21 protein-coding genes, 2 tRNA genes and 1 pseudogene are annotated in these 26,866 nt (G+C 62.0%); 12 read left to right on the top strand and 12 right to left on the bottom strand.

Annotation, left to right across the window (positions count from 1 at the left end):
* Nucleotides 1-162 precede the first annotated feature (162 nt).
* Complete coding sequence (locus tag LQG66_RS00870) at nt 163-513, bottom strand: hypothetical protein (protein WP_231322340.1); 351 nt, start codon at nt 511-513, stop codon at nt 163-165.
* Between the two features lie 258 nt (nt 514-771).
* Here LQG66_RS00870 and LQG66_RS00875 point away from each other — a divergent pair, with 258 nt between their 5' ends.
* Nucleotides 772-1,398, top strand: coding sequence for a ParB-like protein (locus tag LQG66_RS00875; RefSeq protein WP_231322342.1), 627 nt, complete (start codon nt 772-774; stop codon nt 1,396-1,398).
* A 6-nt stretch (nt 1,399-1,404) separates the two neighbouring features.
* On the opposite strand, the gene LQG66_RS00880 is transcribed toward LQG66_RS00875, so the two are convergent.
* Both LQG66_RS00880 and LQG66_RS00885 read right to left on the bottom strand, forming a co-directional pair.
* Nucleotides 1,405-1,989 carry a peroxidase-related enzyme gene (locus LQG66_RS00880; RefSeq protein WP_231322344.1) on the bottom strand — a complete coding sequence of 195 codons (585 nt, stop codon included), beginning with the start codon at nt 1,987-1,989 and terminating at the stop codon, nt 1,405-1,407.
* 114 nt (nt 1,990-2,103) lie between these two features.
* Entirely contained in the window at nt 2,104-3,858 is a 1,755-nt protein-coding gene (locus LQG66_RS00885) for an ATP-binding protein (RefSeq protein WP_231322346.1), read from the bottom strand.
* Nucleotides 3,859-4,158: 300 nt separating this feature from the next.
* Between LQG66_RS00885 and LQG66_RS00890 the strand changes: the two are divergent.
* Nucleotides 4,159-4,488: pseudogene (locus LQG66_RS00890) on the top strand (Hsp20/alpha crystallin family protein); the annotation flags it as partial.
* 213 nt (nt 4,489-4,701) lie between these two features.
* The gene (gene hpaD / locus LQG66_RS00895; RefSeq protein ID WP_231322349.1) at nt 4,702-5,619 is read left to right on the top strand and encodes a 3,4-dihydroxyphenylacetate 2,3-dioxygenase; all 918 of its coding nucleotides are present in this window, start codon (nt 4,702-4,704) and stop codon (nt 5,617-5,619) included.
* A 13-nt stretch (nt 5,620-5,632) separates the two neighbouring features.
* On the opposite strand, the gene LQG66_RS00900 is transcribed toward hpaD, so the two are convergent.
* Nucleotides 5,633-6,082, bottom strand: coding sequence for an NUDIX hydrolase (locus LQG66_RS00900; protein WP_231322352.1), 450 nt, complete (start codon nt 6,080-6,082; stop codon nt 5,633-5,635).
* Between the two features lie 1,140 nt (nt 6,083-7,222).
* On the opposite strand from LQG66_RS00900, the gene LQG66_RS00905 reads away from it, so the two are divergent.
* The 3 genes from LQG66_RS00905 (at nt 7,223) to LQG66_RS00915 (ending at nt 9,382) form a co-directional block, all read left to right on the top strand.
* Nucleotides 7,223-7,801, top strand: a complete 579-nt coding sequence (locus LQG66_RS00905; protein ID WP_231322355.1) for a hypothetical protein — start codon at nt 7,223-7,225, stop codon at nt 7,799-7,801.
* A complete protein-coding gene (locus LQG66_RS00910; protein WP_231322357.1) occupies nt 7,798-8,298 on the top strand; it encodes a hypothetical protein in 501 nt (166 codons plus the stop codon). The genes LQG66_RS00905 and LQG66_RS00910 overlap by 4 nt, the downstream gene beginning before the upstream one ends.
* A gap of 268 nt (nt 8,299-8,566) precedes the next feature.
* Nucleotides 8,567-9,382 (top strand): TIGR02391 family protein, encoded by an 816-nt coding sequence (locus LQG66_RS00915; protein WP_231322359.1) that lies wholly within the window; start codon nt 8,567-8,569, stop codon nt 9,380-9,382.
* A 148-nt stretch (nt 9,383-9,530) separates the two neighbouring features.
* Here LQG66_RS00915 and LQG66_RS00920 read toward each other — a convergent pair whose 3' ends face one another.
* Together LQG66_RS00920 and LQG66_RS00925 are read right to left on the bottom strand one after the other, a co-directional pair.
* Complete coding sequence (locus LQG66_RS00920; RefSeq protein WP_231322361.1) at nt 9,531-9,692, bottom strand: hypothetical protein; 162 nt, start codon at nt 9,690-9,692, stop codon at nt 9,531-9,533.
* Between the two features lie 62 nt (nt 9,693-9,754).
* A complete protein-coding gene (locus tag LQG66_RS00925) occupies nt 9,755-10,762 on the bottom strand; it encodes a toll/interleukin-1 receptor domain-containing protein (protein WP_231322363.1) in 1,008 nt (335 codons plus the stop codon).
* Nucleotides 10,763-11,276: 514 nt separating this feature from the next.
* Between LQG66_RS00925 and LQG66_RS00930 the strand changes: the two genes are divergently transcribed.
* Nucleotides 11,277-12,065 (top strand): hypothetical protein, encoded by a 789-nt coding sequence (locus LQG66_RS00930; protein ID WP_231322365.1) that lies wholly within the window; start codon nt 11,277-11,279, stop codon nt 12,063-12,065.
* A gap of 52 nt (nt 12,066-12,117) precedes the next feature.
* Here LQG66_RS00930 and LQG66_RS00935 read toward each other — a convergent pair whose 3' ends face one another.
* On the bottom strand, nt 12,118-13,680 hold the full coding sequence (locus LQG66_RS00935; RefSeq protein WP_231322367.1) for a toll/interleukin-1 receptor domain-containing protein: 1,563 nt from the start codon (nt 13,678-13,680) through the stop codon (nt 12,118-12,120).
* A 201-nt stretch (nt 13,681-13,881) separates the two neighbouring features.
* On the opposite strand from LQG66_RS00935, the gene LQG66_RS00940 reads away from it, so the two are divergent.
* Nucleotides 13,882-14,415, top strand: coding sequence for a hypothetical protein (locus tag LQG66_RS00940; RefSeq protein ID WP_231322369.1), 534 nt, complete (start codon nt 13,882-13,884; stop codon nt 14,413-14,415).
* Between the two features lie 87 nt (nt 14,416-14,502).
* Here LQG66_RS00940 and LQG66_RS00945 read toward each other — a convergent pair whose 3' ends face one another.
* On the bottom strand, nt 14,503-14,661 hold the full coding sequence (locus LQG66_RS00945) for a hypothetical protein (protein ID WP_231322371.1): 159 nt from the start codon (nt 14,659-14,661) through the stop codon (nt 14,503-14,505).
* A gap of 225 nt (nt 14,662-14,886) precedes the next feature.
* Here LQG66_RS00945 and LQG66_RS00950 point away from each other — a divergent pair, with 225 nt between their 5' ends.
* The gene (locus LQG66_RS00950) at nt 14,887-16,182 is read left to right on the top strand and encodes a sulfotransferase family protein (protein WP_231322373.1); all 1,296 of its coding nucleotides are present in this window, start codon (nt 14,887-14,889) and stop codon (nt 16,180-16,182) included.
* A gap of 121 nt (nt 16,183-16,303) precedes the next feature.
* On the opposite strand, the gene LQG66_RS00955 is transcribed toward LQG66_RS00950, so the two are convergent.
* Both LQG66_RS00955 and LQG66_RS00960 read right to left on the bottom strand, forming a co-directional pair.
* Nucleotides 16,304-16,377 (bottom strand) — tRNA-Gln (locus tag LQG66_RS00955).
* A 409-nt stretch (nt 16,378-16,786) separates the two neighbouring features.
* Nucleotides 16,787-17,509 carry a TetR/AcrR family transcriptional regulator gene (locus LQG66_RS00960; protein WP_231322375.1) on the bottom strand — a complete coding sequence of 241 codons (723 nt, stop codon included), beginning with the start codon at nt 17,507-17,509 and terminating at the stop codon, nt 16,787-16,789.
* A gap of 161 nt (nt 17,510-17,670) precedes the next feature.
* Here LQG66_RS00960 and LQG66_RS00965 point away from each other — a divergent pair, with 161 nt between their 5' ends.
* Together LQG66_RS00965 and LQG66_RS00970 are read left to right on the top strand one after the other, a co-directional pair.
* The gene (locus LQG66_RS00965) at nt 17,671-19,950 is read left to right on the top strand and encodes an arylsulfatase (RefSeq protein WP_231322379.1); all 2,280 of its coding nucleotides are present in this window, start codon (nt 17,671-17,673) and stop codon (nt 19,948-19,950) included.
* Nucleotides 19,930-20,012 (top strand) — tRNA-Gln (locus LQG66_RS00970). Before LQG66_RS00965 ends, LQG66_RS00970 begins: the two co-directional genes overlap by 21 nt.
* 246 nt (nt 20,013-20,258) lie before the next feature.
* Here LQG66_RS00970 and LQG66_RS00975 read toward each other — a convergent pair.
* Nucleotides 20,259-21,131, bottom strand: a complete 873-nt coding sequence (locus tag LQG66_RS00975) for a class I SAM-dependent methyltransferase (RefSeq protein ID WP_231322382.1) — start codon at nt 21,129-21,131, stop codon at nt 20,259-20,261.
* A 77-nt stretch (nt 21,132-21,208) separates the two neighbouring features.
* Nucleotides 21,209-22,075 carry a TauD/TfdA dioxygenase family protein gene (locus LQG66_RS00980; RefSeq protein ID WP_231322386.1) on the bottom strand — a complete coding sequence of 289 codons (867 nt, stop codon included), beginning with the start codon at nt 22,073-22,075 and terminating at the stop codon, nt 21,209-21,211.
* A gap of 326 nt (nt 22,076-22,401) precedes the next feature.
* Here LQG66_RS00980 and LQG66_RS00985 point away from each other — a divergent pair, with 326 nt between their 5' ends.
* Nucleotides 22,402-26,862 (top strand): non-ribosomal peptide synthetase, encoded by a 4,461-nt coding sequence (locus LQG66_RS00985; RefSeq protein ID WP_231322389.1) that lies wholly within the window; start codon nt 22,402-22,404, stop codon nt 26,860-26,862.
* Nucleotides 26,863-26,866: the final 4 nt, after the last annotated feature.

Below are 26,866 nucleotides of genomic sequence, written 5' to 3' on the forward strand. Positions count from 1 at the left end.
ACCGCGCCCCCGGAGGTCTGATGCGAGCCCTTTACCCCCGTCGCCCAGGAGTCGTGTGCCCGTATATCGGAGCGCCGCGGTGAGTTCAATGGAGCCGGACGCGCCGGTTGTGGCGGGATTGTGATACCCCGCCAGGAGCGGCTCTGCCGCGTCCGTTATGGGTCAGGGCGTGTAGGTCTCGGTGATGATGCGCGCGCAGTCGCGCCGTCCGGTCAAGAGGCAGTCCTGGGTCTTGCGCAGATCCGCAATGCTCATGGCCAGCCAGATCCCGATTGTGGTCAGCGCGATCGTAAAGGCGATCGCTGCAATGTTGGCGAGGATCCGGTGACGGAATTCGTCGGGCTCCTCGCGCGGCTGCTCATAGCGGGACAGATCGAGTTGCGCCGGTTCGCGCCGATGCAGCGGCACGGGCGGACTGCCGCCCTCGGTCACCTGCCGCGCCGGACCGCTGCGCGGCCGGAACGGCACCACGCGATGCTCTTCCTCGACTGCAATGGGGCGCTGGGTCTTCATGCCTCGACTCCGGTGCCCTTTCTTAGCATGCGGACGCATCCTCTCACAAAGAAACTTTGCCACGATCGGGCTGTATCGAGCCAACATCTCGCCCTTCGGGTGTGCGCTCGCCGCCGCATGTCGCGCGCATCGTGGAATCCGCCACGGCCGATCGGCAGCGCTTCGCAGGAGCGGACAGGGGCGCTGCAATCGCCGACCCGGCATGGCATAATGCTGATCTCTTGAACGGCATCATTCCCGATCGATCGGAGCTCACGCATGGCCAATACCCGCGAGCCGCTGCTTCATCCCGTGCCGATCCTGTCGCTGCGCCCGACGCAGATGACGGTCGGCATGCGCGAGGTGAAGGAGAAGCGTGAACGCTGGCGCGAGCACAAATCCGCCAAGAAGCAGGCCGAGCTGCTCGGCAAGCACATGATCCCGGTCGTGCTCGGCCCCGACAAGCGGAATTACGTGGTCGACCACCATCACCTGGCACGCGCGCTGCACGACGAGGGCGTGAAGGATGTGCTGGTCACCATCATCGGCGATCTCACGATGGTCGATCGCGACGCCTTCTGGGGCGTGATGGACAACAAGCGCTGGGTCTATCCCTATGACGCCAAGGGCGAGCGGCGGCATTTCAAGGACCTGCCGAAGACGATGGCGGACCTGAAGGACGATCCGTTCCGCAGCCTCGCCGGCGAGCTGCGCCGGGCCGGGGGCTTCGCCAAGGACACGACCCCGTTCAGCGAGTTCCTGTGGGCCGACTTCCTGCGCCGCAAGATCAAGCGCAAGACCATCGAGACCCATTTCGCGGCGGCCATGGAGCACGCGCTTGCGTTCGCCAAGAGCCACGACGCGGTCTATCTGCCCGGCTGGTGCGGCCCGGCATCGGACGACTGATCCTCCTTACGCCGTCTTCGGCAGCCGCCCCATCAGATAGAACTCGTCATTGGGGCGCATGCCCGTCACGTTCGCCATCCGGTTGGACAGCGCGAAGAACGCCGCGATCGCGGCGATGTCCCAGATGTCGTCGTCGCTGAATTCGTGGCCGGCCAGCGTCTTGAAGTCTGCGTCGCCGACCGTTTGAGCCTCGAGCGCGACCTTCATCGCGAAGTCGAGCATGGCGCGCTGCCGCGGCGTGATGTCGGCCTTGCGGTAGTTGATCGCGATCTGGTCGGCGATGACGGGGCTCTTGGCGCGGATGCGCAGGATCGCACCATGCGCGATCACGCAATACTGGCACTGGTTGGCGCTCGATGTCGCCACCACGATCATCTCGCGCTCGGCCTTGGTGAGCCCGCCGTCCTTGTCCATCAGCGCGTCGTGATAGGCGAAGAAGGCGCGGAATTCGTCCGGCCGGTGCGCCAGCGTGAGAAACACGTTCGGCACGAAGCCGCTCTTCTCCTGCACCGCCAGCAGGCGGCCGCGGATGTCGTCGGGCAGTGCGGCGATCGCGGGGACGGGAAAGCGGCTGATGGGGGCTTGCGTCATGGCAACGGGGCGTCCGGCTTGCATGTCCTATGCGCGAAACATAGTCGATCGCGGCCACGGCGCAATGGCGAGAGCGTTCGCCCCCCGCCGCCGATGGTCCCGGGATGCGCCGGCTCAGCGCAGCGGTTTCTTCAACAGCGAGAAGCGGTCCGGATCGAGCCCCATGGACGGTTGCAGCATCGGGGCATCCAGGGAGGTCGACAGGCTGCCGCGATCGCCACCGCTGCTGACGACGCCGCCGTCACCGGCTGCGTCCCGGCTTGACGTGGCGCCGCGCCAACGTTCCAGCACGGCGGCGACGAAATGCATGTCGTGTCCGGCGCTGACCGAGCGCACGGTGGCGATCGTCGCCTCGCTGCGCGGCAACTGATGCGGCGGCACCTCCTTGAAGCGCAGCCGCGTCGGCAGTGCGACGCCTTCGCCGAACGCGAGCACCTCGCGGGTGCCGAGCGAGGGCACGAACGACAGCAGGTTGGCGGCGGCGTCCGAGACTGCGGAGCGCAACAGTGACTGGTCGCGCTCGTTGGCGAGGCGCATCGTGAACAGCGTGTTGCACTGGGAGATGATGGTGGAGTCGAGCTCGGCCGGCCGCTGGGTGATCAGGCCGAGATAGACGCCGTATTTGCGGCCTTCCTTGGCGATGCGCGAGATCGCCTTGCGGGTCGGGCCGAAGCCGATCGAGCGGTCGGCGGAGGCGTAGCGGTGCGCTTCCTCGCAGACGAACAGCAGCGGCGAGACGCCGTCGCTCCACAGGCCGAAGTCGAACGCCATGCGGCACACCACCGAGACGACGGAATCGACGACCTCGGCCGGGAAGCCGGCGAGCTGCATCACCGTCATCGGCCGGCCGTTCGCGGGCAGGCGGAACAGATGGCTGATGACCTCCGCCATGGTGTCGCCGCCGACATTGGCGTTGTCGAACATGAAGGCGTAGCGCGGGTCGTTGCGCACGGTCTCGATGCGCGAGATCAGCTTGTGATAGATGATGCGCGACGAGCGGTTCTCGAGCTTGCCCATGCGCTCGTCGATCAGGTTGATCAGGTCGACCAGGCGATAGGGCACCGGCGTGTCGACCGTGTAGCCGACGGTCTTGGGATCGATGCGCTTCAGCCCGATGCGGTCCGTGCTCTGGTACTGGGTGTAGATGCCCTTCGCCAGCGGAATGACCTCGGCGAGGATGTCGAGCTCTTCCGGCACGCCCGGCCGGCCGCCGAACAGGACGTCGACGATCTCCTCGAAATTGAACAGCCAGAACGGCAGCTTCAGATTGCGCGGGTTCAGCACCAGCGCGCGCTCGCCGAAGCAGCGGCCATATTCGTTGTGGACGTCGAGCAGGAAGATGCGCAGGTTCGGCCGCGCCTTCAGGATCTCGTTGAGCAGGAGCGACACGCCGGTCGATTTGCCGACGCCGGTCGATCCGAGCACAGCGAAGTGCTTCGACAGCATCTCCTCGACATTGACGCAGGCGCGGACGGTGTTGTCCTGCTGCAGCGCGCCGATGTCGATATGGTCTCCCGCCGTCGGCGTGTAGATCGTGCGCAGCTCCTGGCTCGTGATCATGTCGACGGCGTCGCCGATGGTCGGGTAGTGGGTCACGCCGCGCTGGAACTTGGGACGCTCGGCAGGCCCCAGGATCTCGCCGAGCAGGTCCACCGAGGCGGTCGCGACGTATTCGTCGGCATGCGAGAGGTCCTCGCTGGTGACCTCGGTGATGATCGCGATGATCGTGGCGCTCGGGCAGCGAATGCTGATGAAACGGCCGACTGTCGCGCGGACGTCGGAGACGGTCATCTGCCTGGTCGACAGGATGCCGACGCGGGCCTGGGAGCCTCGTACCGAGATCACACGTCCGAAGGAAGTCACGGTCATGAAGCCTGTGGTGAATTGTTGAGCTGACAGCTTCGTCGCTGTGACTGGAAAATCTGTTAAGCGGCCCGCACTTTGCGCGTCATGCGGCCACAATCCGGGCTCCGAAGCGCCGCCTTCGGCGCTGTGAGAGTGCTCCGCTTTTGTCTCCTAACGCATTGGCATATAAAGCTTTCTACTGTTTGACCTAAAGCGGGTTGCGAGCGGATCCGGTTTACGATGCATTCACCATCTTCGAGGGCTCCTCGTGCCTTGCGCCGGCAATCGCCGATTGATCGGCGACAGCGCCTGGGCCTCTTGAGCGAGCCGGTTGTCGACGTCGCCGGGCACGACAACGCCCATGAAGTCTCCGCGGAACTGCCAGGGCTCGACGAGAAGAACATCGAGGTGAAGGTCGCCAACGGCGTGCTGTCCATCAAGGGCGAGAAGCAGGAGGACAAGGAGGACAAGAAGAAGGACTATGACGTCCGCGAGCGCAGCTTCGGCTCCTTCGAGCGTTCCTTCCAGATTCCCGACGGCGTCGACACCGACAAGATCGAAGCGGTGTTCAAGCAGGGCGTGCTCGAGGTCACCCTGCCGAAGAAGCCGGACGTGCAGAAGGCCGCCAAGACTATCGACATCAAGGCTGCCTGAGCTCGCTCGACGTCCCCCAGGCGCGCCGCGGTCGCGCAGGCGAGGGGCCGGCGCGCCGCGCTGTCCCATAGTCATGTGACGGCCGCCGGGCTCGTCTCCGACGAAGGGCCGTCCTCGCGGCCCTTTTTTTCGCGAGGCTGTCCGGCTACTCTGTGCTCCAAGCAAGCGGTCCGCGGTATCGGACCGGGAAACGATCGAAAGGGAGACGAGGAGATGGGCAAGCTCGCGCTGGCGGCGAAGATCACGCATGTGCCGTCGATGTATCTCAGCGAGCTCGATGGCCCGGCCAAGGGCAAGCGCCAGTCGGCGATTGACGGCCACATCGAGATCGGGCGGCGCTGCCGCGAGGCCGGCGTCGACACCATCGTCGTGTTCGACACCCATTGGCTGGTGAATGCCGGCTATCACATCAACTGCGCGCCGCATTTCGAAGGGCTCTACACCTCCAACGAGCTGCCGCACTTCATCGCCAACATGACCTACGCGTATGACGGCAATCCGGAGCTCGGCCGCATCCTCGCCGAGGGCGCCAATGCCGATGGCATCGCCACGATGGCGCATGCGGCGACCTCGCTGACGCTGGAATACGGCACCTTGGTGCCGATGCGCTACATGAACCCCGACCGCCACTTCAAGGTGGTATCGGTCTCGGCGCTGTGCACCTCGCATTATCTCGCTGACAGCGCCAGGCTCGGCTGGGCCTTCCGCCGCGCCGTCGAGGACCACTACGAGGGCACGGTGGCGTTCTTCGCCTCGGGCTCGCTGAGCCATCGCTTCGCCCAGAACGGCACCGCCGACGCGTATCGCGACAGGATGTTCAGCCCATTCCTGGAGCGCCTCGATCACGAGGTGATCCAGATGTGGGAGCACGGCGAGTGGCCGGATTTCTGCGACATGCTGCCGGAATATGCCAGCAAGGGCCATGGCGAGGGCTTCATGCACGATACCGCGATGCTGCTGGGGGCGCTCGGCTGGAACCATTACGACCGCGGCGTCGAGGTGGTGACGCCGTTTTTCCCGTCGTCGGGCACCGGCCAGATCAACGCGGTCTTTCCGGTGACGCCGATGCCGCACGCGCTGGACGACATCGGCCGGCCGCGTGTGGCCGCGCTGGCGGGCGGACGGTTGTGAAGGCGAGGGCGCCTCACCACACGCCCGCACGCGTCAGCATGTCAGCGAGATCCTCGGGATAGACCGTGTCGCTCGTCGCCGCGAGCTCGGTGCGCGTCCACCAGCGCTGCGCGGCGATGGCGGCCCGCTCCAGCTCGGTCCAGTGCGTCGACGAGATGTCGGCGCCGATGACCCTGATGAGGAAGTAGCGCTCGTCCGAAGCGACGCGCTCGCCGTCGACCAGCGTAAACGTAACCGATCGCCGGGCGATCTGCGGGCCGGGATCGTCGATGCGGAGTCCCGTCTCTTCGAACATCTCGCGGCAGGCCGCGGCCTCGTAGCTCTCGCCGGGATCGAGCGCGCCGCCTGGCGTCGCCCAGAACTGCTGTCCGGTCAGCGCGCCGGCAAGGTGGACGAATTTGAACAGGAGAAGCCTGTCGTCGGGATCGATGACCAGCAGGCGGGAGGAGGGGCGGTTGCGCATGGCGGGGAGGGCCTCTGGTCAACGCGACGTGATGGCTCATGCGCGAGGTTCCGCGCTCTCGCGACACCTCGTGCCCGAGTTTTGCAAATTCATCACCCTCGAAAATGAAGAGGGTGCAGGGAAGGCCGGGTGCAGGCCGCACCCATGGCCCGCCTGCAACAAGAAAGCAGGCGGCAGTCACCACAGGATTGGCCGATACATCCGGCCTTCCCTGCGCGATGGGCTTACGGCTTATACGTGATCTCCCCGGGGACCGGGCTTTTTTGCCCCCGTCATCGGCGCATCATCAGCGCCGACTTGGCCTCAGCGTCGGGAGGCCAGAACCACACGACTTCACCGTCCCGTCAGCATCGTTCGTCCGCTCGCGAATAGCGCGCTGCAACGCCGACAGGCCATCGCATCCCGCACTCCACGTTCGTGACGATCGCGAAGCGCCCCTCATGACGAGCACGGGACGCGCGAGAAAATGGAGGTGATTTGCCCGACGGCGCAAGGCTTTTCTTCGCGACATGGTCGCCCGACGGGCAGAATTTATTAGGCCGTGTACGCGTAAGTCCGGCGGCGTGACGCTAGAAGGCTACGGTTGCTTACTCCTGCAGCGACCAAGGTCGTGCGGCACGGCAATATGTCGCGATGGGCAACGCACCTCTCAGCACAGTCCGGGAATGTCCCTTAAGGGTGAATTGCGGACATGACGAGGCAGTCCGATCAAATCGTGAATGACCCACAGCACACCCGTTCATTGGAGCATGTGGCTCAAGTATCTCGCTTCCGAAAATTGGCTGCTTCCACCAAGTATGAGATGGGATTGTCTATCTCGATCTCGTCGATATTAGCATCAACATTTCAGTTTCGGATATTCAGCCCATCGGCCGACAGGTGAAAGGCAAGGCTCTGCGTCTGGGCGGTGGGGTAGTGCATGACGACGATCGAGGTGATTGAGGCGGATTTCCCTCAAGATTTTCGTCAAAAAGCATCTCCGGCGAGTAGTATATGATAAAATGCTGCGCTGGGTTCTTCCTGACACGGCAACGAAACCTACAGGATTGAGTCCAGACCAGCGCGGCTGGCGGTTCATGCGGCGCACACGATGACGCTATTCATCCTTGAGACGTGGGAAGCGCGCGGGCGGAAAAAATAATGGCAGAAACCTTTGATGAGCTATTAGATTTGTCAGAGTTCGATGGGCACTCCCAAATCATACAATTCGTCCACAAGGACAGTGACATAAACGCCTACAACAGCACATGGGAATTTGTGGCCTACAGCTATCAACGTGCCTTTGAAGAGTTGGCCAGGAAAGTCTTCGAAGAGGGAAGGCACAGGATTAGCAACCTCTCGAATCCGCTATTCTTTCTCGCGAGGCATTCGGTCGAACTTGCTCTCAAGAGCACGATCGACGAATACGCTAGGACCGACGAGAAAGAGCCTGAGCTGGCTGGACACCACCTGCTTGATTTGTGGGACCAGCTTGCTGGATACATGGACCGTTGGGGCGTGTCTGCAGACGATGATTGGGGCCGCATCGTTCGAAAACAGATTGCGCATATGCAGGATGTTGACCCGAAGGGTGACCGATTCCGATATCCGCTGGACATCAAAGGAAGGCCATTTGAGCCGAAGTGGGTTGAGATTGAAGGGCTGATACGGGCGCATAATGGCATCACGACTTATTTGGATGGTAGCGCCACAATGCACGCTGAAGATTATCGAGGATGAGCAAGTCGTTTCGCAAATACTGGAAGGCGCGACCCTCTGGTGACGAATTGGCCAAAGTGTTCGCCGAGATGCGCGGCGAAAGTTCGAGAGCCGCTGTTCTGGTCGGGACGGCAATGCTTGAGGATGTTCTTCGAGGCGTAATTGCCTTCTGGTGCGCGCACCTCGCTGAAACTGAGAAGTCCGATCTGCTGGACGGCATGGAACCGCTTTCGACCTTCTCCGCCAAAATCAAAGCTAATTACGTCTTTGGCATGATAGGCGCGAAGACAAGGGACGATTTGGAAGTCGTACGCGAGATTCGGAATGCCTTTGCCCATGGCATCCGTCCGCTCGATTTCGAGAATCCGAGCACTGTTCGGCTGGTCGCCGGCATGAACGCAATGCGAGACGTGGGCTCACTCGCAGTGACGAAAGATGAGTTCGTCGAGGTCATCCATTTGCTGATCACGTTCCTTACGTCTCGAATGCAAAATCCTCGTTTCACATCGACGGTATAAATCATTTGGACTGAGCTTGCTTGCCAACATGACTAACCGCGATCAGCGGACGTAGTCCGAGACCGCTCAGGCGGCCAACCGAGCCAGCTCAGAGTAGAACCCCGACATGAGGCGCTCCACCCATCATCGGTTGATGCAGAACAGAAAACCCGTCTTGCTTCTGGCTATCGCGTTCCTTGCTCCTTGCTTTATGGTACGGCCGGGCGGTGGCATTTTACTACTGTGTTGCTGATGCACTGGTCGGGTGCCGCCGAGAGAAGGGCGGCCCATGGCTAAAATGTTCACGCAAATGCAGCTTCAAGCGATAGCCGATGCGCTGGGGGACACGGATGAAGGTCTCACGGGTTCCGAGATTGGGTACCTGCTTAGAACTGCACGAATGGATGATCCGGACGCGGGCCTGGCCAAGCGTCACCGCCTCTATAACGCGTTCGCCTTAGCGCAAAATACGAAGCAAGATCGGAGGCTGATTCTGGCGTTCATACGTTTTGCTATGAAACCTGAGCAGTACGCTCGCGACGCGCGGCGGTTCGAGCCCATGCGCACCAACTTAAACCGCGCTCTCGCGTTTGTTGGTTTGGCCGTAGAGCCCTCCGGTAAACTTGTGAGCATGGAGGCGGTCGAAACGCTTGGTCAAGCGCAGCGGCGAGCGAGCGCATTGCGCGCTGACCTCGAAGTAAGGCGTGTGCATCACGACGTGCTGCGTTTCTGCCGGGAAGAACTGCTCCAGGAGAATTACTTTCATGCCGTCTTGGAGGCCACAAAGAGCGTAGCCGACAAGCTTCGAAGTCGAACCGGGCTAACCGATGATGGCGGAGTGCTAGTGGACCGCGTATTTGGCGGGGAGCATCCGTTACTCGCCATCAACGATCTGAAAAGTGAGAGCGAGAAGTCAGAACAGAAGGGCTTCGCCAACTTGGTAAAGGGCATGTTCGGGATGTTTCGTAACCCCGTTGCGCATGCGCCGAAAATCTCCTGGGCGGTCAACAAGGACGATGCCGAAGAGGTATTCACGCTGCTCTCTCTGGTTCACCGCCGCGTGGATGCAGCAAAAATGCCACCTCGACCCGGCGCAGAGCAATAAACCGGCGACGGGCTGACCCGTTAGTGTTTGAGCGCCTGTCCGTTTTGGGCTGTTCGCGTCGTTTCGACCGTACGCCGGACACTTCCGGCCTGCCCACCAACAGACATCAACAGACCTGCCCGACCACTATTGATAACGCCCGCCGTCTCTAAGCATCATCGAGATGCAGCAGACCTAACTCCACAAGACAAATCACAAGCTCTTCCGCCTTTTCTTTAGACTTCGGATAATCATCTAACGACTGAGTATTATAACCCTGCTTGCGCAGGAGGGCTTTGCCGCATCGTTCAATAGCTTGAGCTTTCGTCATTCTAATTATCCTTGATCTGCTGGTCGCGCCAAATGATCGTCACTAGAAGCTCTGATGCACGTCTACAGCGGCGGACGCCGCACGTTTCCGCGGTTTGCCCGCGAGAGCAGGTCCAGGAAGATGCGCATGATGTGGTCGGCCAGCAGCGGCGCAGCAATGACCGTATTCCTGCCAGATTCCTTCCAGATCAGCTCTCGCGTCTCTGAAATATCGACCTTGAATTTATGCCGCTTCAATTCGGTCGGCTCATGCATGACCCACGCGCGCTCACCGGGCAGGATCAGCGTACCCGAAAACTCTGAGGCGCGCAGAAAACACTCGCCGTTTTGCTGGTCATCTTCGACGCGATTGAAGATCGGCTGGTGCCAGCCGATACCGAGGCTCACGAAACTGGAACGCATGACGCATACCGTGCCCTCCGCTTTGCCGACGATATTAAATCCATGATCGGCATTGGCCCTTTCCGCCAAGGCGATAACATCTTGTAGCGACTGTTTGATATTCGCATGCACGGTGCCTTCAATCCAGCGCCGGTCCCGCATCAAGGCCTCACGGTCTTCCAGGAACTTCGCCTCACGCTGAATGCGTGACATTTCAGTGATGGCATCGACTGGCACCAACTTGCCGCCGTGTTCCTGTACGCGGGCTTTGATGACGCCCACCAAGCCTTCCATGCCGTAGGCTTGCATTCCGAAGCGCACCTGAGTCGTCGGCACCCATTTCGGCGTTACACTCGTTTGGTCAAGGTTCACGAACACCAACCCAGGCCAGCCCTGCTTCAAGCACCGCTCGCCGATTGCTGTCTCTTCAACGCCGGTCCACGGCGTCTTACCCCAAGGATCGCGGTATAGGACAACGACTACGCGCGAATCGAAGAATGGCTCTCGCATGCTTTCGAGCCCGTTGGTGCCGACCAGGTCTTCTTGGTTGTGTGGGAAGTAAAAGACCTTGAGGACCTCGCTTAGGCGGTCATAAAGTTCCTTCGCGATCACCTCATCCTTGGCCAGGAAGGATATCGCCACATCGTATTTCGGTTCGGTCGCGATCACGGTTACAGCGGGTTTTGCCACGGGAAATCCATTTGTAATTAAACTTTAAGTATATGGGGACACGAGGTCCCGCGCAACCGGCTGATAGGGAAGTTCGTTTTTTGCTCTCGAAGCCGTCCTTGGAGCCAATAGGAAGTCCGTGTCTCGCGAGTACCCGCAGTTGGGATGCCGCTGACATCCGCTTAGGGCTGAATGCGGACGCCGGTAGCTCGGTTGCAAAGGTCGGCCTTGGGTCACTCACCACTTGGTCGAGCCGGCGGCAGGCCCGGTCGCTGTCCCCAGATCGCGACTATAAGACCCGGCTGATTGTGAGCACGCGCCGCCTCGCGGCATCGCGCCGCGCTTGCTGAGCGGGCCGCCGAGATCGGGCTGTGCCGCGATCCAGATCGATGATCCTTGCGCTGTGTGTTGGATGATCCGGCTGCATGATGGCACGCGGCGGCTCAGACCAGTGCGTGCGGGCTGTTGAAAACAGCTCTTTTGGTTGTATGCTTCTCCGCAACGAGACGTGGTGCAACCCCGGGGGAGGAACGGCATGGCTGCCGGAGACGATGATGCGACTTACCGGGCGAGGCTCGGGTCGTATCTGGTGATCGGCTCGTCGATCGGCGTGCTGTTCCTGAGCATCGCCATCATCGTCGCGGCGGGAGTGGGGGGCGGCGCCAAGGACGTCAAGGACACCGCGCAGATCATCCTCACCGCCGTGCTGCCGCTGCTCGGCACCTGGGTCGGCACCGTGCTGGCGTTCTACTACTCCAAGGACAATTTCGAGGCCGCGAGCAAGGGGACGCTGGATCTGGTCCGCTCGATCTCGCAGCGGCTGAGCACCACGCGCGTGGCCGACCAGATGATGCGGGCAGGGACCATCATCAAGATCCAGGTGCCCGCGGGCAAGCAGGTGGTCGACCTCTTCGCCAAGGACGTCGAGGCGCTGTTCGGCACCGTCGGCGCCAATGGCCAGAAGATCTCGCGCCTGCCGATCGTCGCCAGCGATGGCGCCTGCGTCGGGTTTCTCCATCGCGGTCTGTGGCTCGAGATGCTGGTCAGCGGCGCCAAGCTGACGCCGCCGTTCAATGATGCCACCGATACACTGGCGAAGCTGCTGCCACTGTCCTGCCAGTCTCGGCTCGGCAGCACCTTCGCCGACTTCGTGACCAACAGCGTGGCCTACGTCGCCGAGGCGGCGAGTCTGGCGGACGCGAAGGCGGCCATGGAGGCGAAGCCGCAATGCCAGGACGTCGTGGTGACGGCAACCGGCAAGAGCGACGCGCCCATGCTGGGCTGGATCTCGAACGTCGACATCTCCCGGCTGTCGGTCGCCTGACGCGGGTCAGCGTGGCATTGTCCGTCGGGACAGGCGTCCCGACGGTGCGCGCTCAGATCGCAAAACTCTGCTTCAGATTGTCCAGCGCCTTCACGGTGACGGTCGAGTTGATCTGCGCCGAGGTCTCGCGGAACGAGCGCAGCGTGGCGATCCACTGCTCGGCGGCCGCCGCGAAGGCCGGGCTGGCGAGGTCGGTGCCGAGGATCTTCTCGGCCGCGGCCATCAGCTGCGAGCGGGCTCCGTACCATGTGTCCTGAAGCTGCTTGGCGAGCTTCAGATGGTCGCCGTCGGCGCCGAAATACTGCCGGATGGCCGCGACCTGATCCAGCTTGAGGGCACGCGCCTCCTCCTCGATCAGCAAGAGCTCGCGGACCAGCTGCCGCACCTTGTACAGGATCTTCGCCGGCTCGTGCTCGAGGATGAAGGAATCGACCGACAGCGCGCTGTCGGGCTCGACGAAGATGAAGCGGTACTTGGCCGCCACGTTGATGAAGCCGAGAATGGACGAGGTGGCGTTGTCGCCGAGCAGGCGGGTCGACAGCTTCTTGATGAAGTAGACATGCACCAGCTTCTGGCCGTTGTAGTAGTCGAGCTGCCGGGTCACGATGACGCGGAAGATTTCGTCATCGACCGATTTCAGGATCTGGTCGCTGTCGGTCGGCGTCTCCGACGAGATCGCGCTGACGACGGCCTGCTCGATCGCCACCAGGATGGAGGATGCGCCGAGCGTGTCACGGACCCGCATCTTCTTGCGGAACTCACCCCATTTCAGCGTCTCACGCGGCTCGGCGATGCCGAAGATCTCCAGTGCCCGCGAATGCGGCGTCAGCGTCGTGTCGTCCGGAATGGTGCCGATGGCCTGGTCGCCGGGCGGCTTTGGCAGCAGGAATTCGATCAGCCGCTGCTCGACCGAGTGGCGCGTCACGCGCATGCTCATGCTGTCGAACAGCTTGCCCTTCAAGGTCGGGATGATCTCGGTGGCGATCTTTTGGCGACGCTTGCCGCGCAGCCGGTCCAGCGTGTCGCGGTCCTCGTTCAAAGGCGGCGGCAGCCGGCTCTCGGCGCGCTCGGCGATGTCGAGCATGACGCGTGCCAGCGCATCGGGATCGTCGACCGACTGCGCCGATTTGGCGACATAGTCCGCGCGCGGTCCGGACAGGTCGTCGGTCTCGACCTCCATGTTGATGCCGAGAATGCCTTCGCCGGTCGGCGGCGTCTCGCCGCAATAGAGATAGATGATCCGGCGTGACGTCTCGCCGGTGCCCTGCTTCTTCTCCTCATCCATCAGCGCCTCGAAGAAGCCGAGCTCCCAGCCGGTGTAGCCGTGGCTCTTCTTGAGCTGGCCGGTGTAGAGCACGACGAGGAAGTCGGATTTGCGCAAGCCCGCGCGCAGGTCCTGGCGGATCTCGTCGCTGGCCTCGATCGATTTGGAATCGAGGAAGATCCGGACCCGGTCGAAGATCGTCTCGCTCAGCGCCTGCATGGTCTGATAGACGGCCTGGGCGACGTCGTGATCTTCGGACGCATAGGAAATGAACACGCCGGCGGGACGATAGGGGCCTAGATCATTGGCGGATCGGGCTGCGGCGGCCATCGCGACTGGAGCTAACGCCATGACGCTCTCCAAACTCGGCAAAACGACTTAAAATATCAGAGGTCATCTTGATTGCGATCGCGCCGGAATGCAACCATTGACCCTGGAAGTGTCATGATACCTGATCACGACAGCCGGGTCCGCGTGCAGGCATTTACGCGCGTTGAACTTCGGGGCTGTCGGCACGACCAATGCGGACGAGTCCGAGGCGTTGTCGACCGCATGATCCCGACCAGAATTCTGCTGCTGACCCTGATGCTCGCGGCGCCGCATGCGGTGTCTGCACAAGCCCCCGGGCGGGACGCCTGCAACGTCGAGGTCGACATCACCGACCGCGATCCGCATGGCGCCAACGTCCGTGCCGCGCCCGGCGGCAGCATTGTCACCGCGCTCAAGAACCCCGCCGGTGATGGCTGGATCGTCGTGCATCTGACCGCGCAGCAGGGTGACTGGTTCGAGATCGACCGGGCTGTTCTGATCGACCTCGACCAGGACAAGGAGCAGGGCAAGGAGAGTGTGATCTTCCAGGGCAGGGGCTTCGTGCACCGCGGCGTGGTCGGCGCCGGCGGCCTGCAGAATGGTGCCGTCATCTATCGCGATCATGCCACCTCGAGCGCGAAGCTCGATGGGCATGCGAGCGGTGATCAGGCGGTCGAGCTGCTCGGCTGCTTCGGGGACTTCGCGAAGGTCCGTGTGAAGGCGGGGATCGGCTGGACCCGGCAGCTCTGCACCAACATGGTGACGACCTGCTCCTGAGCGGCCCGCTTTCCGATCAGCGCGCGCGGAACGCGGTGCCGCTCTTGGCATGCGAGGCCGGTCAGCAGGGCGCCGCGTCGGCGACGTTCACGCGGCGCGGGGGTGATGGTGCGACAGTCGCTCCGCCTCATGCCGGCACGCGGCCGCGAACTGTCGCAGCCGCTCGATCGTCAGCATGTCGCCGATGCTCCGCTCGAGCCGCTCGGCCCGCTCAATCTGGTCTTCGAGATCCTGCAGCCTGGTCATGTCCCGCCTCCTGACACGGACAAGTTGATGCAAATTGTATCGTTCCCGCAGGGTGAGGATCGTGGTGAATGGCGGGTTAATCCGTGACCGGGCGCACACCGGCGGCGGCGGCGTGGCGCGCGGGGGGTGGTCGCGTTTGAGCGACCTGACACGCGAGCTTTGTTGTGATCGAACATCCCGTTCGCTAGCATGTGCGAGCGAGCCCAAATCCACGGAAGCATGCCTATGCGTCGCGGGACAGCCGATCCCGACGAAACGATCGTCGTCGCTCCCGAGCAGCGCTCGCCCAAGGCGGCACAGCTGCTCACCATGCTGCTGTCGCTGGACCGCGAGCTCGGCGCGAGGGGCGTGTTGGACGTCGATCAGTTCCTGGACCTCGCGCAAAGCCGCGTCGGTCCGGTGTCGCTGGGCGCGCGCGCCGATCTTCATCTTGAAGGGATCAGGCGGCTGGCGGACTCGATCGGGCGAGACCCCTATTATGATGACCTCGGCAGGTACATGGCCAGCCACTACATCTACGGCTGGATCGAAAGATACGTCCAGTTCGAGCAGGATCTGGCCGACTTCCCGGACATCGTCGATGTCCCCGTTGCAAAACCGCTGTTTCTCATCGGTTTCGGCCGAACGGGCAGCACGTTCCTGCATCATCTGCTTGCCCTCGATCCGCGGGCGCGCGCCCCGCTGCTATGGGAGTTGCAGGAGCCATCGCCGCCGCCTCGGCCAGAGACCTACGCGACGGACCCGCGGATCGGCCGGGTGCGTTCGCAGTCCGATTTCCGCTCGGCGGTGATGCCGGATCTGCACAAGATCCATGAGTTCGCCGTGCAGGCACCCGAGGAGTGCCAGCACATGATGTGGCATGGCCCACAGCACAGCATCCTTGGGCTCAGGTCGCCGGACTATTGGCAATGGTTTCGTAATCTGAGCCCGTCTCAGCTTCACGAGCTCTATGCAGGCTACAAGCGTCAAGTCCAGCACCTGCAGCTGTTTCATCGCGGCGGGCATTGGGTCAGCAAGTCCCTGGCCCATGCCCACTTTCTTCCGGTGCTGTCCAACGTCTTTCCCGATGCGCGGATCGTTCGGCTGCACCGCGATCCCTGCCAGATCATTCCGGCCCTCGCCAGCCTGATCGCGCATCTGCAGATCCCCTATACGGCGCGCAGCGACTTCCATGACCTCGGTCGACGGATGCTGGACCTGTTCGAACAGTCCATGGACAGGATGATGCAAGCGGACAAGGAGGTGAGTTCGGACTGTTTGGTCGACGTCCTGTTTGACGATTTGACCAGGGATCCGATCGGAACCGTCCGCGCGATCTATGCAAAGTTCGGCTACGACGACACGGCCGAGTTCGAGACCCTCATGCGGCGGCACTTGAAGACGGAGTCCGTCAGCCGCCGGTTCAAGCACGTCTACACGCTCGAGCAGTTCGGATTGTCCCGTGCCCAGGTCATGGCCCGGTCGGAAGCCTACCTGTCGTGGCTGGAACGACGCACGGGCGCGAGGCTGTGCCGGCCCTGATCACCGCGCCCTCCGCGGGAAGGAAAGATGGCTTCGCGGCCCACGGCGCTTTCCAGCCATTCGATGCGGCGCGCGGAATGCGGCCGTGCCTTTGGATGTCGAGTGAGCCGAAAACCGGCGCTGGCTGGGGAACCTGGATTCGAACCAAGACAAACAGAGTCAGAGTCTGTTGTGCTACCGTTACACCATTCCCCACCGGAATGCCGTGCAGTTTCAACCAATTGCCGAACTGTCTGGCACCGTTCTGCGAGCCGGTCCGCGCAAAGCGCGGCTGCGGCGGCGACGCGTCCTTCTACCCGCATGTCTCAGGCTTTGGCAAGCCGCTGGATGACGGATTTCCAACGTGGTCTGGCGGTGCGTGGGCCGCGCTGTCGACCCGGATCGGGCCGGGGTAGCCGGATTTGGCTGCCAAGTCGGGGCGGTCTGCTGCGGCGCATGGAATCATCGGGAAAACTGCGCCTTGCGCCGGCGTCATCGTCCGCCCTGACCGCCGGGCTTTGACTGCAGGTCCGGACAGGGCGCAGCGCGCCGCCACCCCGGCCGCAGGGGCGTCTGACAGCGCAGCCCACCACCGCGGCCCGCGAACCGGTTGGACGAAAACCTCCTATCGCGGGCCTCGGCCGGCCTGAGGCTTCCGCGGCGGCCGAGGGGGCGCGGTGTCCCGGCGGGCGCGCAGCAGCAGAAACAGGCATTCGCCGAGCCGGTCCGAGATCTCGTCATCGTCGATCGACAGCGGACCGGGATCGTTGAGGATCGCGTTCACCAGCGTCCCGAGCACGACCTGAAAGCCGAAGGCGATGGTCCGTCTCTCGTCCGCCGCTCCGGCCCGCATGCGCGGCGCCGCCGTGCCGCACATGACGGGCAACAGGACCACCGCCGCGCGCTCCGACAGCGCCTGCGCCAGGTCCTTGAAGCCGGTCCAGTCGTGCGGTCCGCGCTCGCTACGCACAAGGGCGGCACGCAGCACACCCTTGTGCCGGCGCATCCAGAGGACGATGCCGCGGACGAGCAGGCGGCATTGCGCGTCAAGGCCGCCGCTCGTGACGGGGTTGACCGGCGGCAGCCGCAGCAGCTGCTCCCGCCCATCTTGCAGTGTGAGCGCGAGCAGGGCGTTGAAGTACGCCTCCTTGCTGTCGAACCGGCTGTAGAAGGCGCCGACCGTCGCCCCGATATGCGCGCAGAGCTCGCTGATCGACAGCTCCGCGAGGCTGCGCGTGCACAACAGCTCCGCACCCGCCTCGAGCAGGGCAAGCGTCATTTCCCGGCTGCGCCGCTGCCGCGACGGCGTGACGCCGGGCAGGTCGAGCTGCGCGGTCGGCTGGGGCATTCCCGCTCTCTCCGGTCTGGAACAAGAATAATAATTATGATTATTATCTGAGGCAAGCGCCGTTGTGCCGCTTGGCATGGGCATCGCGGACGGATGCAAATCAAAAAAAGCTCACGACGGTGAAGCTGCGGCCGATCCGGGAGCGACAGGGAGGACGAGCCATGAGCAAACCCGCATTCGGCGGCACGATCGGCAGGACCATCGCAGGCTCCAAACCGTGGTGGCCGACGCCGCAGCAGCCGCCGAAAGCGGCGCCGAACATCCTGGTGGTGCTGTTCGACGATGTCGGCTTCTCCGATTTCGGCTGCTACGGCTCGCCGATCCGCACCCCCGCGATCGATGCGCTGGCGGCGCAGGGCCTGCGCTATTCCGGCTTCCACACCACGGCGATGTGCTCGACGACGCGGGCGGCGCTGCTGACCGGACGCAACCATCATTCCGTCGGCGTCGGATGTCTCGCCAATTTCGACAGCGGGTATCCCGGCTATCGCGGCAAGATCGCGCGCGAGGCGGGGACGCTGGCCGAGATGTTGCGCACTCATGCCTATCGCAACTACATGGTCGGCAAGTGGCACGTGACGCCGCTGACAGAGAGCGGCGCGACGGGGCCGTTCGACGGCTGGCCGCTCGGCCGCGGCTTCGACCGCTTCTACGGCTTCCTGGACGCCGAGACCGATCAATATGCGCCGGAGCTCGTGCTCGACAACACGCACATCACGCCGCCCGGAAGCTTCGCCGATGGCTATCACCTGACGGCCGACCTGGTCGATCAGGCCATCCGCTTCATCGCCGACCACACCGCCGATCGCCCGGAATTGCCGTGGCTGACGTGGCTCGCGCTCGGCGCCTGCCACGCGCCGCACCAGGCGCCGCGCGACATCATCACGCGCTACGATTCCGTCTTCGCCCATGGCTGGGACGTCGAGCGCGACCAGCGCCTGGCGCGGCAGAAGGCGATGGGCCTGGTACCGGAGAATACACGCCTGCCGCCGCGCAACGACGGCGTAAAGGCCTGGGAGGCGCATTCCGACGACGAGCGGCGCGTCTTCACCCGGCTGCAATCGGCCTTCGCCGGCATGCTCGATCACGCCGACCAGCATCTGGCGCGGCTGATCGCGTTCCTGGAGAAGACCGGCCAGCGCGACGACACGCTTGTTATCGTGATGTCCGACAATGGCGCCAGCCAGGAGGGCGGGCCGCTCGGCTTCGTCAACGCCATGGGGCCGTTTAATTTCAAGCCCGAGCCGATCACCGAGAAGCTCGCGCGCATCGACGACATCGGCGGGCCGGATACGCATTCCAATTTCCCGCATGGCTGGGCCATGACGTCCAACACGCCGCTCAAGCGCTACAAGCAGAACACCCATGGTGGCGGCATCCGCGATCCCTTCGTGCTGTCATGGCCGCAGCGGATCGCTGCACGCGGGGAGCTGCGCCACCAGTTCGTCCATGCCTGCGACTTGGTGCCGACGCTGCTGGAGCTGATCGGCATCGACGCGCCGGCCACGATCGCCGGCGTGCCTCAGATGCCGCTGGAAGGCGTGAGCTTCGCCGCTTCGATCGCCGATGCTGCCGCGCCGTCGAAGCCGGCGCCACAATATTTCGAGATGTTCGGCCATCGCGGCCTCTGGCACGACGGCTGGAAGGCGGTGGCGTTTCACCCCTCGGGCACGCCGTTCGACAACGACAGATGGGAGCTGTTCCACCTCGCCAAGGACTTCTCCGAGACGCACGATCTCGCCGCGGAGCAGCCGGAACGCCTCGCGGCGCTGGTGAGGCTGTGGTGGGAGCAGGCGGAGGCGCATCAGGTGCTGCCGCTCGACGACCGCTTCGGCCCGCGCTTCGCGGAGAACGCCGCGCGCTTCCACGGCGCGCGCACGCGTTTCGTGTTCCACGCCGGCATGGGTCATGTTCCGACCGACGTCGCGCCCGACGTGCGCAGCCGCGACTACCTGATCGAGGCCCATATCGAGATCGGCGAGGACGGCGCGTCAGGCGTGCTCATCGCCCATGGCGATGCGACCTCCGGCTACAGCCTCTATGTCAAGGACGGCCACCTCGTGCACGATCTCAACATCGGCGGCCGCCACGAGATTATCAGCTCGACCCGCCGGGTTCCGGCGGGATCACATCGCCTGGGTCTGCGCGTCGAGCGTCTCAGGCGCGAGAGCGAGCCGGCCAAGGGCGCGCGCACCGGCATCAGCCAGTACACGCTGCTGATCGACGGCGAGGAGGTGGGCGCGCTGACGACGCAGCTCGCCTTCCACACGCTGATCTCGTGGTCGGGGCTCGACATCGGCCATGACCGCGGCAGTCCGGTGTCGGACTACACCGCGCCGTTCGCGTTCACTGGACGGCTCTCGCACGTGATCGTGACGATGCAGGACGAGCAGAGCCTGGACGGCGAGAGCGTCGGCAATGCCGAGATGGCCCGGCAGTGACAGGGGATGAAGGGCGGCGGATTTTGATTCCGCCATTCGGAGGTTCGATCCCTCCCGCCCCAGCCGGTCTATTCCTATGATGTCGTTGAATAAAGTCGCATGCTTCCGTCATGCTTTCGGTCGCATTTGGAAATTCGGCATCCCCCTTATTTGGAAATTCTGTGCTGGTTTCGTTTTCCGCCGGAGAGCGGCGGACCGAGGCAGCGCAGATCAGCCAGCGCGCAGTTGCGTGGGCGGCATCAAGCTGGACGCCTAGGGTGTCACTGCGGGATAATGGTGGGCTGTCGGCTAGTCTAGGTTTGCGGAGCCTATTGCTGGTGCGGTGCTCGAGGAACGCCACCCCGCGTCGATCTAATCAGGTTTTTAGGTTGAGCAATCCAGGACTTCCGATCACCCGTCTTATAGTCCCATAGGTCAGACCAGTCCACGACGCTTTGATCAAGCCAATCGATCTCCTTGCAATCAAAGGCGAAATGATCAAGCAGCATCTCTATGAGAGAGCCGTTTGCCCAAGCCATGAGCCCGCTTTCCCGGATCGTCGCGCCGTTCGCTTGTGCGTCTTCGTATAGGAATACAAGTTTTCCGGTCTTGTAGATCCGCGGATTTCGTAATTCGCTAACGAGGCGCATGAGCCGGAGCGGTATCGAGTCGACAGTGGCTTTTCCTTGTTGCAAGACAGCAACGATAGAATTGACCCGAATGTTGCGCCAGCGTTCGAGGACGTTCAAAGCCTCTCTTGCGACCCAACAGTCAAGTATGAAAAACTCGGGTTGTATTCGCCGGACCTCGCGTAACACTTCGACCTGTTCGATCAGGTGGCTGAAGATGCCGAAGCACAGGATGGTGTCGAACGCATGTGCGGGTGTGTTGCTGAGAAAGGTGACGAGATCGCTCTCGATGAATTCGTAGCGTCCGTCGAATTCGGGGAATGTGCGTAGATTGCCGTATGCACTCGCGACGTGCGCTTCTCGAGCCTCAACGCCGACAACCGATTTGGCTCCGCACTGCAGCGCCGCGTAAGCAAAGCGACCATCGTGACTTGCAAGATCGAGTATTCGCTTGCCTCTTACGGCGTCAGGAGCTCTCGCGATGAGGACCTCAGCCCGCCAATTCAGACGATTGACGTGCGCAAGGACATTGCTGGACCGGAGGAAGCAAGAATTGCTAAAATCGACATTCATTGACGTTTCCCGAAAAGGGTCCTGCGCATGCGAACGTCCCTCGCCGACGTGGGCGCCCCTCGTCGTTCGGACCAAGCCTAATGCTGCATCGAAAGTGAGGGCGATCCAACCGGAACGTCTCCCTTGATGCAGACCCGATAGGCGAGCCGTCGGCCGGTGCCGTAGTCATCGATGGCGGCGTGCATGGTGCACCGGTTGTCCCAAAAGCCAACGTCGTTCCTTGACCAGTGACGTCGGACCGTGAATTCCGGTCTTTGCATCTGCTCAAAGAGGTAGTTGAGGAGCAAGGCACTCTCGCGCGAATGGAGACCCACAATATGGGACGTGAAGAGCGGATTGATGAACAAGCATTGCTCACCAGTCTCTGGATGGACTCTCACGACCGGATGCTCGCATCGGGACACCTTTGAAAGATCTACATCGGTCCTGTGACGGTGGTGAACTCCGGTCCGTTCGATGTATTCCTCGCTAAACAGGTCATGAACCGCGGTCTTTGTTGCCAGGAATTGCTTCAGCGGATCTGAAAGCGAATTGAAGGCTGAAGCGGTGTCGCACCACATTGTGTCGCCGCCCCGATCGGGTACCTCGGCAATGCGGATGATTCCTGCCATTGGAGGGGTGCGGGACACCGTTGCGTCCGTGTGCCATACCGAAGCGCGTCCGGCCGGAGCGGCGCCATCGAAGACGATGACCTCGGGCCGATCTTTCATTCGCGTGGCGAAGGATGGGTAGTCTGTTTCCAGAGAGCCAAACCGCATGCCAAAGGCGATCTGATCGTCTTCGGTGAAAGAGCACTGGTCCGGAAAGAATAGCACCTTGTAACGCAACAGGGCCGCCTGAATGGCAGAAATCGTCTCCTTCGAAATATCGCGCGACAGCCGTACTTTGGAAACTTCGGCTCCGATCGTTCCGCTCAACGGCCTGACTAGAAGATCTGTCGTCATGTTGGGATCTCCGGCCTCACTAGAGAGCTCAAGGTAGGATTCCCGAGGAAGCCTAGTCCGACTTCGCAACCTGGTAACCCCGTCGTTTTTGACACTGCCAGGACGAATCTGCGGCCGTCGCTGACGACGTTGGGTCTTGCCCCCCGTCGAAACCGACGGGGTTACCGGGGTATTCCGGGGGCGTAGAGTCGCGTCCGGTACGCGCTTCGTGACGGATCGTTGCGACGGAGTATGACGCCTTACGCAATGTCTCGAGCGCAATGTCTCGAGGGCAATGTCTCGAGGCATAGGCGCGACCGTTGGGCGGTGTGGAGGCAACATCGATCATGGACAGAGTTGAGAGGGCGGCACCGATCCTTGCGAAGGGTGTTGATTGCGATCAGCCCACGACAGACAAGACTCTCAGCCAGGGCTCAGAAGGGACGGCGACGCTATTGCCGGGTGTTCCAGATTGCGGTGATTCGCACGCTCAGATTGACGGCATCTACACCAACGGCGCGCTGTACGAGGACGAAACGGAGGCGTTGATCGACAACGAGCTGCGTGTGCTGCGCGATGTGTGGAAGAGTGTGCTCGGCCTCGAGCATATAGACGACGAAGCCAACTTTCTCGAACTGGGCGGAGACTCGCTTCTCTCGATTCAAGTCGCGACCCGCGCGAAAGAGGCGGGAATTGCAGTTCAGGCACGACAGCTGTTTCAAACCCACTCCGTCAAGGAGCTGGTAGCCGCGGTCAGTCCGTCCTCGGTAACGGATGGTAGTCAATCCAAGGCACTGCAGAGGCGAGCATCGCCCTGCGAGTGGGTGACATCCGATGAGCGGGACGTTTGGCTGACGAGATATCCTGGAATGGTGGCGCTCTACCCGATGACGGGCATGCAGCGCGGATTGTTGTTTCAGAACGGCATCGGCAACGCTCGCGACGAGCAGGCGGGCCCGGGCGCGTACGCCGGGCAAATGTGGCGACGAGTCGCCGCCGGTGTTGAGCGCGACGTGCTGAAGGCAGCCTGGAACCGCATCGTCGAGCGGCACGCGATTCTTCGAACCATATTCGTCGGATTCGATAGAGAGCAGCCGCTGCAGCTGGTTCTTGGCGAGGCTGAATTGGAGTGGAGAGAGTGCGATCTATCAAATAGGGAGGGATCGGAACAACCCGCGTTCGTGGATATTTTGAGGAGCGAAATTGAGAGGCCGTTCAATTTCGAGCGCCCGCCCTTCATACGAATTATGTCGGTTACGGATGTCGACCAGACCGTAAAGATCGTATTGACCTACCATCACTGTGTGCTCGACGGATGGAGCATATTGCTGCTGTGGAACGAACTGTCGGCAATATACGAGGCCGAGTGTCGGCGCGAGCCGCATCGGTTGCCATCGCCCGTATCCTATGAAGATTATGTTCAGTGGCGCCTTCATCAGCCCAAAGAGCCGGCGCTCGAATACTGGCGGAAGAACCTTGCAGGACTGACGCGAGCCGCCGGGCTGCCGCAGAGAAATACAAACGGAAAACGAGAGAAGTTCCTGGGGCGTAAGGCGAGCTTCACTCTGAATGCGCCAGAAACGGCTCGCCTCATGGAATGGGCCAGAGGCAGCCGGGTCACCATTGCGACTGTCGTGCAGGCAAGCTGGGCTTACGCGGTGTCTCTCCTCAGTGGGGAGCGCGACATTGTATTCGGGTTGACCTCTTCCGGGCGCTCGATAGAGCTGGATGGCGTAGAGAGCATTGTCGGCCTGCTGATCGAGACCGTTCCCGTGCGCATTCTCGTCGACCCGGAGTGCGAGCTGGGCCTTTGGCTGCAGACTGTTCAAGATCAACAGGTCGAACGGGAGAGGTATGCCGGTCTGGATTTGGTGACGATCCGAAAGTGCGGGCATTTCGAAGCCGTCTCGGAGATGTTTGACGCCCTAATCGTGGTGGAAAGCTTTCCGCAGGCGGAAAAATGGAAGACTGGAGCCTTGCAGCTTGGCGACTACAATCACGAAGGGTGGACCCATTATGATCTGACGTTGGTGGTGACGCCAGACGACGATATGGAGTTCCTGCTCTATTACAATGGAGCTCGCTTTGGTGAGGCCGATGTCACTCCACTTCTGGAGCTGTTGGAACGGAGCGTTACGAACATCTCCAGGCGATCAGCCAACGATCCAGTTGCTGGACTGTGGCTTCCAGAAGATCATGGGTCCGACGAGCTGCTCGAGCCCGTTAGCAAGGTATGTCGGCAGGGTGAATTGCGTCTGGGCCGGTATCTTGTCCACCAGCTCGTCGAGAATCAGGCGGAGCGCGATCCGGATAAGATCGCTGTGGTCCATAATGGCAAACGATGGACCTACGGGGAGCTGAACCGTGCCGCGAATTGTCTGGCCAACCATCTCTTGGCGGAGTTCGCCGACATCAAGCCCGACACGCTGATAGGACTGATGCTGCCACGGAGCGACATGCTGATCATCGCGATTCTGGCGGTCTGGAAGGTTGGCGCGGCCTACGTTCCTCTCGACCGGGATATGCCGGCTAACCGCCTGCGCACGGTCGTGCAAGACTCCAAGATGCTCCTCGTTATCAAAACGGATGGAGCAAACCAGCCATTTGACGGCTGGCGCACCTCCGTGGTCGATATCGACAGTATCGGAGACGACATCGATCGGAGGGCAGGAGCAGACCGCAACCCGGACATCAACGTGTCCGGCAGCGACCTGGCTTACGTCATCTATACATCGGGATCGACCGGTGGTCCGAAAGGCGTGATGATCGAGCATATGGCTGTCCTGAACAACATTCTGAACAAGACGATCGACTTCGGGATGACGGAGCGCAGCGTTGTTGCGCAGAACGCCTCCCCAAACTTCGATATATCCGTATGGCAGATGTTTGCTGCGCTGACGGCGGGAGGGACGACAGTCGTCTACAGCGAGGAGGAAGTATTCGACGTTGCCCGATTTGCAGCCACGACCGCGATCGAAAGCGTCAGTGTGCTCGAACTGGTGCCCTCTTATCTGATCCTGCTGGTCGAGCACTTGGAGGAGCATGCCGGCGAAGTGAGGAAGCTTCGGTTGGAAGTTCTTGTCCTGACAGGGGAGACGGTCGACGCAGCCTTTGTGAACCGTTGGTGGGACATCATGCCAACGACCTGCGTCGTGAACGCTTACGGCCCGACGGAGGCAGGAGATGACATCACGCACCATGTCATGAGCGAGCGACAAGCGCTCCGCAATCCAGTTCCTATCGGCAAGGTCCTGGCAAATTTCGATGTGTTCGTCGTTGACGAGAACCTGCTCCCCGTGGCGACCGGTGAGAAAGGCGAAATCGTCGTAGCAGGAGCCGGTGTCGGCCGCGGATACCTGAACGCCTCCGTCGCCACCAATGCGGCATTCGTGAAGAGCCCATTCCCTGACAAATACCGAGGTCGTCTCTACCGGACCGGCGACATCGGACAGATGTTGCCGGATGGCAGCCTGCTGTTTCATGGTCGCAAGGACAGGCAGGTAAAGGTGCACGGTCATCGGATCGAATTGGAAGAGATCGAGCGTGCGCTCCTGGATATCGATTGGATCAAGCAGGCCGCGGTAATCGACGTGAGGAGACATAACGGCGACGCAAGTCTGAGTGCGTTTGTTGTCGGTGTCGGAGAGGGGCAGCCGGAAGCGGCAGCGGTGAGCCTGCGAGATAGGCTCCCTCACTACATGATACCCGCAGTCATTCAGGTCTTGACGGAGTTGCCAAAGCTCGAAAATGGCAAGGTGGACCGAAATGCGCTCCGGGACATGGTGGGCGAGGTCGCACCCCGTGCGGAGTTCGCTCTTCCGTCGACCGATACAGCGCTGCGACTTGCGCGAATCATCGGTGAAGTCGTCGGCGTCGAAAGGGTCGGAGAACTGGACGATTTTTTCGATTTGGGCGGGGACTCGTTCATGGCGATCCGTGTAGCCGCGAAATACGGGCCGCCGCTGGAAGTGACCGACATCTACAACTTGCGAACGGTGGGATCGATATCATGTGCTATCGAGCTGAGCGAAAGTGAGGGCGAGCGCTATCTCGTTCCGGTCGCAGGGACGCGAGAGACGGCGAAAGTCGTTGTCGTCGGGATCGCCAATTCAGGCGGCGATCCAATCAGTTTCCACGATCTGGGACGTGAAATCGCGTCGAGAACCGATGACATTGCGCTCCTGGCCGTGAAGCTGCCAAGAATCCTCGTGAACACAGCGGACGAGATGCTTGCGGAAATCGAGCGAATTACGCGCAAGGTCATCGAGGAGTTGACGAGCGAAGAGAAGGTCCCGGTCATATTGTTTGGACAGTGCAACGGGTCAGCGCTGGCGATCAGCATTGCGATCCACCTTTGCAGGCAAGGAGATCCGGTCGGCGCACTGGCCATCGGTGGAGCTCTCTTCAGGTCGGCCAACGCGCCAACTGATCTACGGAGCGACGCCGAAATCCTGGAAGGCCTGAGATCGCTTGGCGCGAGCCTTCCGCGGCGCCCGGACGAGGTCGCGTTCTTTCTGAACGACTTTCGCTATGATTGCCGGATGGCCGACGCGTATTACGATTGGCTCTTGGAGCAGAGAGCGCTGGCGGCGTTGGGGGGAATCTCGGCGCCTGTCTGCTGCATAGTGGGTTCCGAAGATGCAGTCGTGCCAAACTACAGAGAGAGATACAGCGACTGGGGTTGTCTATCGGAGCATGTCGGCTTGGTGGAATATGAGGACCGCGGGCACTATTTGCTTCGGGATTGTGCCAAGGAGCTTGCGGATACGCTGATCGCTCTGCGGCAAGGCGCCGTGCGATGCAGCTGATTCG

The sequence above is a fragment of the Bradyrhizobium ontarionense genome (assembly GCF_021088345.1).
In the GTDB taxonomy this organism is placed as follows: Bacteria; Pseudomonadota; Alphaproteobacteria; order Rhizobiales; family Xanthobacteraceae; genus Bradyrhizobium; species Bradyrhizobium ontarionense.

Coding starts and splice junctions, on each gene's coding strand:
- LQG66_RS00870 (WP_231322340.1), bottom strand. CDS start 513: ATGAAGACCCAGCGCCCCATTGCAGTCGAGGAAGAGCATCGCGTGGTG.
- LQG66_RS00875 (WP_231322342.1), top strand. CDS start 772: ATGGCCAATACCCGCGAGCCGCTGCTTCATCCCGTGCCGATCCTGTCG.
- LQG66_RS00880 (WP_231322344.1), bottom strand. CDS start 1,989: ATGACGCAAGCCCCCATCAGCCGCTTTCCCGTCCCCGCGATCGCCGCA.
- LQG66_RS00885 (WP_231322346.1), bottom strand. CDS start 3,858: ATGACCGTGACTTCCTTCGGACGTGTGATCTCGGTACGAGGCTCCCAG.
- hpaD (WP_231322349.1), top strand. CDS start 4,702: ATGGGCAAGCTCGCGCTGGCGGCGAAGATCACGCATGTGCCGTCGATG.
- LQG66_RS00900 (WP_231322352.1), bottom strand. CDS start 6,082: ATGCGCAACCGCCCCTCCTCCCGCCTGCTGGTCATCGATCCCGACGAC.
- LQG66_RS00905 (WP_231322355.1), top strand. CDS start 7,223: ATGGCAGAAACCTTTGATGAGCTATTAGATTTGTCAGAGTTCGATGGG.
- LQG66_RS00910 (WP_231322357.1), top strand. CDS start 7,798: ATGAGCAAGTCGTTTCGCAAATACTGGAAGGCGCGACCCTCTGGTGAC.
- LQG66_RS00915 (WP_231322359.1), top strand. CDS start 8,567: ATGGCTAAAATGTTCACGCAAATGCAGCTTCAAGCGATAGCCGATGCG.
- LQG66_RS00920 (WP_231322361.1), bottom strand. CDS start 9,692: ATGACGAAAGCTCAAGCTATTGAACGATGCGGCAAAGCCCTCCTGCGC.
- LQG66_RS00930 (WP_231322365.1), top strand. CDS start 11,277: ATGGCTGCCGGAGACGATGATGCGACTTACCGGGCGAGGCTCGGGTCG.
- LQG66_RS00935 (WP_231322367.1), bottom strand. CDS start 13,680: ATGGCGTTAGCTCCAGTCGCGATGGCCGCCGCAGCCCGATCCGCCAAT.
- LQG66_RS00940 (WP_231322369.1), top strand. CDS start 13,882: ATGATCCCGACCAGAATTCTGCTGCTGACCCTGATGCTCGCGGCGCCG.
- LQG66_RS00945 (WP_231322371.1), bottom strand. CDS start 14,661: ATGACCAGGCTGCAGGATCTCGAAGACCAGATTGAGCGGGCCGAGCGG.
- LQG66_RS00950 (WP_231322373.1), top strand. CDS start 14,887: ATGCGTCGCGGGACAGCCGATCCCGACGAAACGATCGTCGTCGCTCCC.
- LQG66_RS00960 (WP_231322375.1), bottom strand. CDS start 17,509: ATGCCCCAGCCGACCGCGCAGCTCGACCTGCCCGGCGTCACGCCGTCG.
- LQG66_RS00965 (WP_231322379.1), top strand. CDS start 17,671: ATGAGCAAACCCGCATTCGGCGGCACGATCGGCAGGACCATCGCAGGC.
- LQG66_RS00975 (WP_231322382.1), bottom strand. CDS start 21,131: ATGAATGTCGATTTTAGCAATTCTTGCTTCCTCCGGTCCAGCAATGTC.
- LQG66_RS00980 (WP_231322386.1), bottom strand. CDS start 22,075: ATGACGACAGATCTTCTAGTCAGGCCGTTGAGCGGAACGATCGGAGCC.
- LQG66_RS00985 (WP_231322389.1), top strand. CDS start 22,402: ATGGACAGAGTTGAGAGGGCGGCACCGATCCTTGCGAAGGGTGTTGAT.